Annotated in this window: 13 protein-coding genes; 6 read left to right on the top strand and 7 right to left on the bottom strand. The window is 70.5% G+C overall.

Annotation, left to right across the window (positions count from 1 at the left end):
• Positions 1-57: 57 nt before the first annotated feature.
• Entirely contained in the window at positions 58-1,380 is a 1,323-nt protein-coding gene (gene gltX / locus JHW48_RS13235; RefSeq protein ID WP_119885186.1) for a glutamate--tRNA ligase, read from the bottom strand.
• Positions 1,381-1,460: 80 nt separating this feature from the next.
• On the opposite strand from gltX, the gene JHW48_RS13240 reads away from it, so the two are divergent.
• The gene (locus JHW48_RS13240; RefSeq protein WP_119885187.1) at positions 1,461-1,868 is read left to right on the top strand and encodes a metallopeptidase family protein; all 408 of its coding nucleotides are present in this window, start codon (positions 1,461-1,463) and stop codon (positions 1,866-1,868) included.
• Positions 1,865-2,818 (top strand): 1-phosphofructokinase family hexose kinase, encoded by a 954-nt coding sequence (locus JHW48_RS13245; RefSeq protein ID WP_119885188.1) that lies wholly within the window; start codon positions 1,865-1,867, stop codon positions 2,816-2,818. Before JHW48_RS13240 ends, JHW48_RS13245 begins: the two co-directional genes overlap by 4 nt.
• A gap of 50 nt (positions 2,819-2,868) precedes the next feature.
• Here the strand turns inward: JHW48_RS13245 and JHW48_RS13250 are convergent, their stop codons facing one another.
• A complete protein-coding gene (locus tag JHW48_RS13250; protein ID WP_042251710.1) occupies positions 2,869-3,195 on the bottom strand; it encodes a DUF6280 family protein in 327 nt (108 codons plus the stop codon).
• A gap of 363 nt (positions 3,196-3,558) precedes the next feature.
• On the opposite strand from JHW48_RS13250, the gene efp reads away from it, so the two are divergent.
• The 3 genes from efp (at position 3,559) to JHW48_RS13265 (ending at position 5,557) form a co-directional block, all read left to right on the top strand.
• Positions 3,559-4,122, top strand: a complete 564-nt coding sequence (efp, locus tag JHW48_RS13255) for an elongation factor P (protein WP_119885189.1) — start codon at positions 3,559-3,561, stop codon at positions 4,120-4,122.
• A gap of 104 nt (positions 4,123-4,226) precedes the next feature.
• A complete protein-coding gene (locus tag JHW48_RS13260; RefSeq protein WP_170152226.1) occupies positions 4,227-5,195 on the top strand; it encodes an MBL fold metallo-hydrolase in 969 nt (322 codons plus the stop codon).
• Positions 5,192-5,557: a DoxX family protein gene (locus JHW48_RS13265; RefSeq protein WP_119885190.1), complete on the top strand. Its 366-nt coding sequence runs from the start codon at positions 5,192-5,194 to the stop codon at positions 5,555-5,557. Before JHW48_RS13260 ends, JHW48_RS13265 begins: the two co-directional genes overlap by 4 nt.
• On the opposite strand, the gene dinB is transcribed toward JHW48_RS13265, so the two are convergent.
• The 3 genes from dinB to JHW48_RS13280 are packed head-to-tail and all read right to left on the bottom strand — an operon-like array spanning position 5,554 to position 9,046.
• Complete coding sequence (gene dinB / locus JHW48_RS13270; protein ID WP_240637709.1) at positions 5,554-6,633, bottom strand: DNA polymerase IV; 1,080 nt, start codon at positions 6,631-6,633, stop codon at positions 5,554-5,556. The genes JHW48_RS13265 and dinB overlap by 4 nt on opposite strands.
• Positions 6,630-7,349 carry a CAF17-like 4Fe-4S cluster assembly/insertion protein YgfZ gene (ygfZ, locus tag JHW48_RS13275; protein WP_119885191.1) on the bottom strand — a complete coding sequence of 240 codons (720 nt, stop codon included), beginning with the start codon at positions 7,347-7,349 and terminating at the stop codon, positions 6,630-6,632. The genes dinB and ygfZ overlap by 4 nt, the downstream gene beginning before the upstream one ends.
• The gene (locus tag JHW48_RS13280; RefSeq protein ID WP_119885241.1) at positions 7,346-9,046 is read right to left on the bottom strand and encodes an ABC transporter ATP-binding protein; all 1,701 of its coding nucleotides are present in this window, start codon (positions 9,044-9,046) and stop codon (positions 7,346-7,348) included. The genes ygfZ and JHW48_RS13280 overlap by 4 nt, the downstream gene beginning before the upstream one ends.
• Positions 9,047-9,284: 238 nt before the next feature.
• Here JHW48_RS13280 and JHW48_RS13285 point away from each other — a divergent pair, with 238 nt between their 5' ends.
• A complete protein-coding gene (locus JHW48_RS13285) occupies positions 9,285-10,439 on the top strand; it encodes a pyridoxal-phosphate-dependent aminotransferase family protein (protein ID WP_119885192.1) in 1,155 nt (384 codons plus the stop codon).
• 4 nt (positions 10,440-10,443) lie between these two features.
• On the opposite strand, the gene rsmD is transcribed toward JHW48_RS13285, so the two are convergent.
• Together rsmD and JHW48_RS13295 are read right to left on the bottom strand one after the other, a co-directional pair.
• On the bottom strand, positions 10,444-11,010 hold the full coding sequence (gene rsmD, locus JHW48_RS13290; RefSeq protein WP_119885193.1) for a 16S rRNA (guanine(966)-N(2))-methyltransferase RsmD: 567 nt from the start codon (positions 11,008-11,010) through the stop codon (positions 10,444-10,446).
• On the bottom strand, positions 11,007-12,221 hold the full coding sequence (locus JHW48_RS13295) for an NAD(P)/FAD-dependent oxidoreductase (protein WP_119885194.1): 1,215 nt from the start codon (positions 12,219-12,221) through the stop codon (positions 11,007-11,009). Before JHW48_RS13295 ends, rsmD begins: the two co-directional genes overlap by 4 nt.
• Between the last annotated feature and the right edge of the window lie 70 nt (positions 12,222-12,291).

The raw sequence follows: 12,291 nt of genomic DNA on the forward strand, positions 1-12,291 counted from the left end.
CGGCGCGGCGCGGGCGGGGGTGCGGGGGCGGCCAGCCCCCGCCGTCGCGGGACGCAATCAGGGGCGGGCCTTCACCACGCGCAGCAGCGGCATCACGTCGGACATGTCGGGGCCGTGCGCCTGGCCCGTCACGGCCTTGCGCAGCGGCATGAACAGGCCCTTGCCCTTGCGGCCGGTGGCTTCCTTGACGGCGGCGGTCCACTCGCCCCAGGTCGCGTCGGTGAACGGCCCCTTGGGCAGCAGGGTCATCGCTTGGGCCACGAAATCGGCATCCTCGGGGTCGATCTGCGGCTCGGCGCCCTCGGCGAAGATGCGCCACCAATCGGCCAGATCCTCCAGCCGGGTGATGTTCTGGGACGCCACGCGCCAGAAGCGCTCGGCCTGATCGCCGGGCACCCCAAGCGCCGCGATCCGGTCGGCGACCTGGTCGAAGGGCAGCGCCTGATTGCGCTCGCGCGTCAGGGGCCAGAGGTCCTCGGCGTCGAACTTGGTGGGCGATGCGCCGAACTGGCCCAGATCGAAGCTCTCGGCCAGCTCCTCCAGCGAGGCCAGACCGACCGGCACCCCGGATCCTAGCCGCGCCATCAGCGACAGCAGCGCCTCGGGGGCCACGCCCGCCTCGCGCAGGTCCTTCAGCGACAGCGCGCCGATGCGCTTGGATAGCTCCTCGCCCTTGGCGCCGGTCAGCAGGGAATGATGCGCGAAACGCGGGGGCGTGCCGCCGATGGCCTTGATGATCTGGATCTGCGTCGCGGTGTTCGTCACATGGTCGGACCCGCGCACGATGTCCGTCACGCTCATGTCGGTGTCATCCACCGAACTGGCGAAGGTATAGAGCACCTGCCCATCCGCGCGGATCAGCACCGGGTCGCTGACCGATGCCGCGTCGATCGAGATGTCGCCCAGGATGCCGTCGGTCCATTCGATCCGCTCCAGATCCAGGCGGAACCGCCAATAGCCCTCGCGCCCCTCGGCCCGCAGGCGGTCGCGGTCGGCATCGCTCAGCGACAGGCCGGTGCGGTCATAGACCGGCGGCTTGCCCATGTTCAGCAGCTTCTTGCGCTTCAGGTCCAGCTCGGTCGGGGTCTCGAAGACCTCATAGAGCCGCCCCGAGGCCTTCAGCGCCTCGGCCTCGGCGCGGTAGCGGTCCAGCCGCAGCGACTGGCGCTCGACCCGGTCCCAATGCAGGCCCAGCCAGTCGAGGTCGCGCTTGATGCCGTCGACATATTCCTCCTTGCTCCGTTCCTGGTCGGTATCGTCCAGGCGCAGGATGAAGCTGCCGCCGGCCTTGCGGGCGATCAGATAGTTGAACAGCGCGGTGCGCAGGTTGCCCACATGGATGTGGCCGGTGGGCGATGGCGCGAAACGGGTGGTGGTCATGGGGCGTCTCCTGTTGGCATCGCTCTTTCACAGGTGGCGCTTTTTGTCCATATCAGGGGGCAGGAACGCAGGAGACACGCATGAGTGACTGGGACCCCCGGACCGCCCCCGACGCAGCCGAGATCGAGGCCATGGCCCGCACCGCGCTGGACGGGCTGCCGCCCGAATTCCGCGAGGCCGCCGCCCAGGTCGCGCTGCAGGTCGCCGAATTCGCGCCCGACGACGTGCTGGACGAATTGCAGATCGACGATCCGTTCGAACTGACCGGCCTCTATGACGGGATCCCGCTGACCGAGAAATCCATCAGCGACCAGCCCGGCGGGCCCGACATCATCTGGCTGTTCCGCCGCCCGATCATGGACGAATGGGCGTCGCGCGGGGACGTGACCCTGGGCGATCTGGTCGTCCATGTCGTCACGCATGAGATGGCGCATCACTTCGGCTGGTCGGATGACGACATCGCCTCGATCGATCGCTGGTGGGAATGAGCGGCCAGACCCCCATCCTGACGGTGACGCTGAACCCGGCGCTGGACCTGTCCACCGCCGCCGACAGCGTGGTGCCGGACCTCAAGCTGCGCTGCGACAAGCCGGTGGTGGATCCCGGCGGCGGCGGCATCAATGTCAGCCGCGCGATCAAGATCATCGGCGGGCAGTCCACTGCCATGGTCGCACTGGGCGGTGCCACGGGCCAGCGCATGGCCGACATGCTGAAGGCGGCGGGCCTCGACATCCTGCGCCTGACCGCCCCGGGCGAGACGCGCCAGTCCCTGGCCGTGACCGACCGCGCCACGGGGGGCCAGTACCGCTTCGTCATGCCCGGCCCGGAATGGCACATGACCCAGCTGGCCGGGACGATGGCTGCCATCGCCGAGGCCGCCCTGGCCGGGGGCTGGGTCGTGGTGTCGGGGTCGAACCCGCCCGGCATCGCGCCGGGCTTCGAGCAGATGCTGACCGTGCGGCTGAAGGACGGGCGGGCGCGCCTTCTGGTCGACACATCGGGCGACGCGCTGCGCGCGCTGGCGGGGTCGTCCATCCCCGTGGACGTACTGCGCATGGACAGCCACGAGGCCGAGGGCCTGGCCGGCCGCCCCCTGCCCTCGCGCCAGGACAGCGCCGATTTCGCCCAAGGCCTGGTCCAGAGCGGCGCGGCCCGGTCGGTCATCGTGGCGCGCGGCGCGGACGGGTCGGTCGTGGCGGGGCCCGACGGGGCGTGGCACGCGGCCGCGGCCCCGGTCCATGTGGTCAGCGCGGTGGGCGCGGGCGACAGCTTCGTGGCGGGCTTCGTGCTGGCCATGGCCCGCGGCTGGCCCGTGCAGGAGGCCCTGGCCTTGGGCACCGCCGCCGCATCGGCCGCGGTGATGACCCCCGCGACCCAGCTCTGCCATGCCGATGACGTGCGCCATTTCTATTCGCAGCGCATCGTCACCCGGCTCTGACGAAAAAGGCCGCCCCAAGGGCGGCCCTGACGGTCGATGCGGCCCGGATCTCAGGCGGCTTCGGCTTCCTCGGCCTCGGCGGCCATGCGGCGCTCGCTCTCTTCGCGCGACAGCGCGACCGAGGTGCGCACGCCCTTGGACACGAATTCCATCAGGCCCTTGACCACGCGTTCGTTCGGGTCGATGCCCGCGCAGGACAGCACTTCGCGCCCGTCGCGCGACCGCGCCCAACGCGCGATCTGTTCGGGACCGTTGCCGTATTTCTTGTCATCAGCGATCGCGTCGTCCAGGGCCGCCAGCACCACCGCAGCAAACAGCTTGCGGGCGCGCTGCCCCTGTTCGAAATTGAAAGCCGAGCCGTCAACAAAATCGCGCATCTTGTGTCGTCCATCCTTTTCGGCCCTGTTCAGGAAAACAGCGCCTCTGGGGGAAAACTTGACGTTTCCCCTGTTTCTTCGTTTCCGTTTCTCCGACGGTGCCGCCTGCAATAGCCGTTCGGCGCGCCGATTCGGTATCCCTTCCGCCGCATGTCAGCCATGCTGATACTGCATGCCGCCCGATTTGCGGGAAAAATCCGGCCCCGCACGGGCCGATGACGCTGCGGCGGGCATCATCGCGCCTTGACAACGCCGCAGAACCGTTCTGGTTGCCTGCGACCCAAGGCCCCGATATAGGGGGCCGGACAGGCCGTTCAACGCCCGCCCGGCCCGATTTTTTCCCAATCGCACGAGACCCATCCCATGCCCAAGATCAACGGCAACGAAATCCGCCCCGGCAATATCCTGGAACATGACGGGGGCCTGTGGGCCGCCGTCAAGGTGAACCATGTCAAGCCCGGCAAGGGCGGCGCCTTTGCCCAGGTCGAGCTGAAGAACCTGCGCGACGGCCGCAAGCTGAACGAGCGCTTCCGTTCGGAGGACAAGGTCGAACGCGTCCGCCTGGACCAGAAGGACCAGCAGTTCCTCTACGAGACCGACGGCCGGCTGGTCTTCATGGACAGCGAGACCTTCGAGCAGACCGAGCTGGACGCCGATCTGCTGGGCGACCGCCGCCCCTTCCTGCAGGACGGCATGACCGCCACCGTCGAATATTACGGCGAGGAGGCGCTGTCGGTGCAGATCCCGCAGAAGGTCACCTGCACCGTGGCCGAGACCGAGCCGGTCGTAAAGGGCCAGACCGCCGCCAACAGCTACAAGCCCGCGATCCTCGACAATGGCGTGCGCATCATGATCCCGCCCTTCGTGGGCGAGGGCGAACAGATCATCGTCAACACCGAGATGTTCGAATACAGCGAACGCGCCTGATCGCCGCGAACCGACCTCACCTTTGCGTGAGGTCGGGCTTCGGGCCGTGGTCTCTGCCGGGTTTTCGCGGAAATGTCGCCGCGATTGCCGCAAGGGAGACGCCCGTGACCGACCGCCGCCGCCGCCACCTGATCCTGACCGCCGCCGCGGCCCTGGCCCTGCCGGGCCTGGCCGCCCTGCCCGCCTCGGCCCGCCCGCTGCCGCGCCCCCCGGCCTTTCATCCGCTGGTCCATCACCGCGCGCTCGGCGATCTGCAGGTGACGACCATCGCCGACGGGTTCTTCGACCTGGACCGCGACCTGGTGGTGAACCTCGACAACGCGCTCTATCGTTCGGCGGTGACCGAGGCCTATCTGGACCCCGACCAGCCGATCCGCGTGCCCGTCAGCGTGCATCTGATCCGCCATGGCGACCAGCTGACGCTGATCGATGCGGGGGGCGGGTCGGCCTTCGGCGACACGACCGGCGGTCTGGCGGCCTCGCTGCGGGCGCTGGACATCGCGCCCGAACGGATCGACCGGGTGGTGATGACGCATCTGCATCCCGACCATGCGGGCGGGCTGATCACCGATGCGGGCGCGACCTTCGCCAATGCGACCCTGCACCTGCATCAGGACGAGCTGGCCTTCTGGACCGACGAGACCGCCGATGCCCCGGCCGAGATGGCGCCCTTCATGGCCTTGGCCCGGTCGGTGGCCGAGGCCTATGGCGACCGCATTCAGACCTTCCAGGACCAGGACGACCTGGGCGGCGGGCTGACCGCCATGGCCCTGCCCGGCCACACGCCGGGCCATAGCGGGCTGCGCCTGTCGGATGGCGACGACCAGATGATGATCATCGGCGATGCCGCCGCGCTGGCTGCGCTGCAGTTCCGCCACCCGGATGCAGGGATCGTCTTCGACGTCGATCCCGGCCGCGCCGCCGTCACCCGCCGCGACCTGCTGCAGATGGTCACCGCCGACCGCATCGCCGTCGCGGGAACGCATCTGCCCTTCCCCGGCATCGGCCATGTCGAGACCCGCCGCGACGCCTTTGCCTGGGTCCCCGAGGACTGGTTCGCGACCCGCCCATGACCCATGCCGCGAACCTGCTGGGCCGTTTGCTGATCGCGGTCCTGTTCATCGGCGGCGCGGTCCAGAAGCTGCGCGACCCCGACCAGGTCATGGCCATGATCGCCGGGCTGGGCCTGCCGCCCCAGCTGGTCTGGCCGGTGGCCGCCTTCAACCTGGTGGCGGGGCTGTGCCTGATCCTGGGGCCACGCGTGCGGGCCTGGGCGCTGATCCTGGCCCTCTATTGCATCGGAACCAGCTGGTTTCACTGGCAGCTGCGCGCCGATCCGTGGCAGGTCACCATCGTGGTCAAGAAATGGGCGGTCGCCGGGGGCCTTCTGATCCTGGCGGCCCAAGGCCCGGGTCGGTGGGTGCGCTGGCGCTAGTCGAAGAGGCTCAGCTGCGCGGGGCCGTCATCGGGGGTCTCGAAGCCCGACAGGGTCACGCCCAGCAGCCGTGCGCCGCGCGGATCGGGCAGCACCCCGCGCGCCAGATCGCGGGCGATGGACAGTAGTTCCTCCTGCGTGGCGACCGCATGGCCCAGGCTGCGTGCCCGGGTGATCTGCTGGAAATCGCTGAACTTGACCTTCAGCGTCACCGAGCGGCCGCGCAGATCGTGGCGCGCGACGGCCGCCCAGACCTTGGCCGCCAAGGGCTCCAGCGCCTCCAGCGCCGCGTCCAGCGTCATGATATCGGCGGAATAGGTGTTTTCCGCCCCCACCGACTTGCGGATGCGGTCGGGGCTGACGCGCCGGTGGTCGATGCCCCGCGCGATGTTCCAGTAATAGCGTCCCGACTTGCCGAACCGCCGCAGCAGAAAGTCCAGATCCTGCGCGCGCAGATCGGCCCCGGTGGCAATACCCATCGCCTGCATCTTGGCCGCCGTCGCCGGGCCCACGCCATGGAACTTGCCCACCGGCAGGGACAGCACGAAATCCGGCCCCTGTTCGGGGGTGATCACGCACAGCCCGTCGGGCTTGTTCTGGTCGGATGCCAGCTTGGCCAGGAACTTGTTGTAGCTGACGCCCGCGCTGGCGGTCAGGGCGGTGGCCCCGCGGATGCGCGCGCGGATCTCGGCGGCGATCTTGGTCGCGGTGCGGCCGTCAAGGTAATCGGTCACGTCCAGATAGGCCTCGTCCAGGGACAGCGGCTCGACCAGCGGCGTATAGTCCAGAAAGATCTCCCGGATCTGGCCGCTGACCTGCTTGTAGACGTCGAAGCGGTGGCGCACGAAGATCAGGTCGGGACACAGCCGCGCCGCCGTGACCGAGGGCATGGCCGAGCGCACCCCGAAGACCCGCGCCTCATAGCTGGCGGCGGCCACCACGCCGCGGGCGGCGGACCCGCCCACGGCCACCGGCTTGCCGCGCAGTTCCGGAAAATCGCGCTGTTCGACCGAGGCGAAGAAGGCATCCATGTCGATATGGATGATCTTGCGCAGCCCCGGCGCGGGCTCGCTCACAGCGGGGACAGCCGCGCCTCGCCGGCCTGCATGTCGGGGGCCACGCGGTCGTGGCGGACATGGGCGATGGCCTGCCCGCCCGATTGGGTGAAGACCGTGCCGACCTCGCGCCCCTCCGCGGTGATGGGCGTGCCGACGGGCGCCGCGCCCTCGATGCGCAGCGTGGTCAGACCCTTGCGCAGCTCGGTCTTGTGCTTCATCCGCGCGGTGACCTCCTGACCCACATAGCAGCCCTTGCGGAAATCGACGCCGTGCAGACGCTCGAACCCGGCCTCCAGGATGTAGGTGTCGTTGGGGATCAGCTCGATCAGCGTCTCGGGGATGCAATGGGCGACCCGGATCGCGTCCCAATCGCTGCCGTCATCGCCCGCCGCCCCGTAGTGGCGCCAGCCGAGCGCCGGGTGGCGCGGGTCGGCCACGGCGCCTTCGGGCGCGGGACCGGTGCCGCGGGCCACGGGCATGTCCACCGCCTCCAGCGCGACCTTGCTGCGCAGCTTGTACATCGACAGCCGGCGCAACAGGTCGTCCGACAGCCGCGCATCCACGTCGATCAGCAGCGCCTGCGCCTCGGGGATGACCAGGAAATCGGCCAGATACTTGCCCTGCGGGGTCAGGATCGCCGCCCAGCAGGGGGCGCGGCGGATGTCGTTGGTGACCAGGCCCTGCAGGAAATCCATGCGGTCCTCGCCGGTCAGGCGGATGATCTGGCGGGTCATTCCTCGTCTCCGAATTGCAGCGCGACAAGGCGGGCATAGGCGCCGCGCCTGGCCATCAACTGGTCATGGCTGCCCTGTTCGACAACCCGTCCGGCCTCCATCACCACAATCTTGTCGGCATTGCGGATGGTGGACAGGCGATGCGCGATGACCAAGGTGGTGCGCCCCGCCGACAGACGGTCCAGCGCCTGCTGGACCAGCCGCTCGCTGGCGCTGTCCAGCGCGCTGGTCGCCTCGTCCAGCAGCAGGACGGGCGCGTCGCGCAAGAGCGCGCGGGCGATGGCCACGCGCTGGCGCTGGCCGCCCGACAGGGCCGATCCGCGCGGGCCGACGGGGCTGTCCAGCCCCCGCCCCTCGTCCAGGAAATCGCTGACATTGGCCGCGTCCAGCGCCGCCTGCAGCTCGGCCTCGGATGCCGAAGGGCGGCCCATCAGCACGTTGTCGCGCAGGCTTTCGTCGAAGAGCGCGGATTCCTGCGCCACGGTCGAGAACTGGTCGCGCAGCACGCCCAGGTCGTATTCCGCGACCGGCACCCCGCCCAGCAGGACCCGGCCCCGATCCGGGTCTACCATCCGCGTCAGCAGGTTGAAGACGGTGGACTTGCCCGCCCCCGATGGCCCCACCAGCGCGGTGGTCCGGCCCTGTTCGGCGGTGAAGTCCAGCCCGTTCAGCACCGGCTGGCCGTCATAGGACAGCCACACATCCGACAGCACGATGCCGGTATCCGCGGGCGGGTCCCGGCGCGGGCCCGATATCACCGTGGGGCGCGTGTCCATGACCTGATAGATCCGCTCCAGGCTGGCGGCGGCGGTCTGCCAGGTGCCGGCCAGCGATCCCAGCCTGCGCATCGGCTGGAAGGCCAGGGCCAGCGCCGTGAAGAAGGCCATGAAATCGCCCACGCTGCGGTCGCCCTCCATCACCTCGCGCCCACCCAAGGCCAGCACGGCGACGAAGCCGATGCCGGTCACGATGTCGGTCAGCGCAGGGATCACGCTGGATGTGGCGGCGACCTTGGTCTCGGCCTGGCGGATCTGGGCCACGATGCGGGAGAAACGCTCGGTCTGGTCGGCCTCGGCCCGGTTCAGCCGGATCGAGGCGATGCCGTGCAGCACCTCGTCCAGCCGGGTGGCGCGCAGGCTGGCATTGATGCGGTTCTGGCGGACCTTGCGTCGGATGTAGCGCTGGACCAGCGCGGCGGGCATGATCAGGATCGGCGCCCCGATCAGCGCGCCCAGGGTCCAGACCGGGTCGATGGTCATGGCGACGCCGAACAGCATTACCAGGCTGATCGCGTCCCGCGTGGCCCCGGTGATCAGCGTGGCCCAGACCCCCTGCACCGCGATCGTGTCGCCCTGGATCCGTTCGATCATCGCGCCCGGCGAATTGTCGCGGAAGAACCGGCTGTCCAGCGTCAGGATGTGGGACAGCAGCCGCGTCTGCATCATCGTCGACACGCTGAGCGAGACCTGCGTCAGCAGGGCACGGCTGGCCACCAGCGTCACCGCCCGCAGCAGGAAGATCCCGAAGATCGCCCCGCCGACCCACCAGATCGCGCCCTCCTGCTGGCCCACGAAGACCAGGTCGAACAGGGGCTTCAGCATCCAGCTGATCAGCGCCAGGGTCGACCCCTCGACCGTCATCAGCAGGAAGGCCGCGGCCATCTTCAGCTTGTGGGGGCGCAGGTAGTCGTCCCACATCCGCCGCATCAGGCCGCGCAGCCGGTCGGGATCGGGCGTCCGGGGGGTCGCGGCGTCGGCGGCGGCGATCAGGGTGGCGGGGCTGTCGGTGCGCGGGTCCACGGGGTCTGGGGTCTCCTGTCCGGAAAGGCGCCCCAGCCATAGCGCCTTTGGCACGCACCCCACAAGGCCGCGCGCCCCGTTGACGCGGGCGGGCGCCGGTCCTACCGATCCTTGCATGATGTGAAGGAAGAACGCCATGACCGCCGGCCCCGAACTGATCGCCATTCCCGGACCCTCGCCCCTGCCCGCGCGGGTGCTGAACGCTGCCCATCGCGCATCGCCCGACATCTATGGCGAGGATCTGCCGCGCGTGAACCTGGCCGTCATGGACCAGCTGAAGCGGCTGGCGGGCACCTCCGCGCATCTGGCCCCCTATATCGGCAACGGCCATGCCGGGTGGGAGGCCACGACCGCGAACCTGCTGGACCGGGGCGATGCGGTCCTGGTGCTGACCTCGGGGCATTTCGGGCGCAGCTGGGCGGATGTCGTCGCCGCCCAAGGCGTCGCGGTAGAACGTCTGGATTTCGGCAATGCGCCCCCCGACCCCGCCCGTCTGGCCGACCGTCTGGCGCGGGACCGGGCGGGCGCGATCCGCGCGGTGATGGTCTGTCAGACCGACACGGCCAGCGGCACCTTGGCCGACATCCCCGCGATCCGGGCGGCGATGGGCGATCACCCGGCGCTGCTGGTGGTGGATGCGATCGCCTCGCTCGGCTGCGCGCCGATGCGGATGGACGATTGGGGCGTCGACGTGCTGATCGCGGCCAGCCAGAAGGGGCTGATGGCCCTGCCCGGCACCGCCTTCGTGTGGTTTTCCGACCGGGCGGCGGCGCGGGGGCCGACGGGGCTGACCTCGCCCTGGTGGGATTGGCACCAGCGGGCGGGGGCGGATGCGCTGTGGCGGTTCTGGGGCGGCACGCCCCCGGTCCAGCAGATCTTTGCCCTGTCCGAGGCGCTGAGCATGATCCTGGACGAGGAGGGGTTGGAGCGGGTCTGGGACCGCCACGCCCGGCTGGCCCGCGCCACCTGGGCCGCGGTCGATGCCTGGGGCGGGCATGGCATCGCGCTGTCGGTGGGGGACCCCGCGGCGCGGGCGCCCTCGGTCACGGCGGTGACGCTGCGCGGGGCGGACCGGCTACGGGCCTGGACGGCGCGGGAATGCGGCGTGACGCTCGGGGTGGGGCTGGGCGCGGCCAGCCCGGCGGATGCGCTGCGCATCGCGCATATGGGCCATTGCAATGCGGGCACGCTGATGGGCACCCTGGGGGCGATGCAGGCGGGGCTGATCGCGCTGCGCATCCCGCATGGCCCCGGCGGGCTGGAGGCCGCGGCCGCGGCCATCGCCGCCTGAGGGGTCAGCCCCCCCGACGCCGGGCCAAGGTCACCACCGTGTCGCCATAGCGGCGCTGATCCAGCAGCTCGGCCCAGGCCGGAATCAGGGGCGGGCGGGCCTCCTCCCAGACGATGGTGGCGGCGGGGGCCAGCCAGCCGCCGTCATGGGCGGCCTCCAGCGCGGCCTCGCCCAGGGCGCGGCCATAGGGCGGGTCCAGCAGGACCAGGTCGCAGCCCGGCCCCGTGCAGGGCCCCAGCCGCCGCGCATCCCGCCGCAGCAGCACCGCCCGGTCGCCCGCCCGCGCCTTGTCCAGGTTCTGGCGGATCAGCCCGGCGGCCACGCGCCCGTCATCGACCAGCGTGACATGGGCCGCGCCACGCGACAGCGCCTCGATCCCCAAGGCGCCGGTGCCCGCGAACAGGTCCAGCACCCGCGCATCGGGCAGCGGATTGCCATGCGTGCCGTTGACCAGCAGGTTGAAGATGGATTCCCGCACCCGGTCCGTGGTCGGGCGCAGCTGGGCCGCCGCATCGCCCTGGCCCAGATCGGCCAGCCTCAGGCCCCGCAGGCGGCCGCCGACGATCCTCATGCCAGCAGGGCCTTCAGGTCGGTGACCCCCGCCACGGCATCGGGATCGGGGCTGCGGCCCGCCTCGATCAGCCGCTTGCCGATCATGTAGGCGCGGGCATCGTTCAGCGCATCGACCGCGATCAGCCGGCCTTGGCGGAAATACCAGACCGAGCCGCCGTGATCGCCCTGCCCGGGCCGGGTGCGGATCATGTCATGGCCCTGCCCCAGCCCCGCGATCTGCAGCTTGGCGTCGAACTGGTCCGACCAGAACCAGGGCCGCGGATCAAGCCGCCGGTCCGACCCCAGCATCGCATCGGCCACGCATTCGGCCATGTCGATGGCCCCGCCCACGCTTTCCAGCCGCAGCCTGCCGCCCTGATGGGGGATGCTGGCACAATCGCCCGCCGCCCAGATCGCGGGGTCGGAACTGCGCCCCTGCGCATCGGTGGCGATGCCGTTGTCCAAGGCCAGGCCCGCGGCCTCGGCCAAGGCGGTGTCGGGCAGCACGCCGATGCCCTGCACGATCACATCCGCCCCGATCACCCGGCCGTCGGTCAGCGCCACGCCATCGGCGCGCCCGGTGCCGGTGATGCGGCTGATGCCCGTCCCCTCCAGGATGGTGACGCCATGGGCCAAATGCAGCGCGCGGATCATCGCGGCGGTCTGGGGGGCGGCGACGCGGCCCAGGATGCGGGGGGCGGCCTCGATCACGGTGACCTCCAGCCCCAGCTTTCGGGCGACGGCGGCGGCCTCCAGCCCGATATACCCGCCGCCAATCACCACCATGCGGCGGCCGGGGCGCAGTTCGGGGGCCAGCGCGTCGATATCGGTCAGGCCGCGGATGACATGGGTGCCGGTCAGATCGCCCCCCATCGCGGCGGGCAGGCGGCGCGGCCGCGCGCCCGTGGTCAGCGCCAGCGCGTCATAGGGGTGAACGCCCGCCTCCGTCACGACCCGACCCCCCGCCCGGTCGATCGCCCGGTCGATCGCTGTCACCCGCCGCCCGGTGATCAGCGTGATGCCTTGGTCGCGCCACCAGTCCGGCGCCCGCAGCACCAGCCGGTCCACCCCCATCTCCCCCAGCAGATAGGCCTTGGACAAAGGCGGGCGCTGATAGGGCGGGGCCGCCTCCTCGCCGATCACGGTGATCGGCCCGTCATGGCCCTTGGCGCGCAGCCGCGCTGCCATCGAGGCCGCCGCCTGCCCCGCCCCCACGATCACGATCCGCATGCCGCCGCCTCTCTGGTCTGTTTGCCGGGCGCAGCCTATAGTCGCCGCGAATCCGTTGCAATTCAGGAGC

Source organism: Paracoccus aestuarii, assembly GCF_028553885.1.
Taxonomy (GTDB): Bacteria; Pseudomonadota; Alphaproteobacteria; order Rhodobacterales; family Rhodobacteraceae; genus Paracoccus; species Paracoccus aestuarii.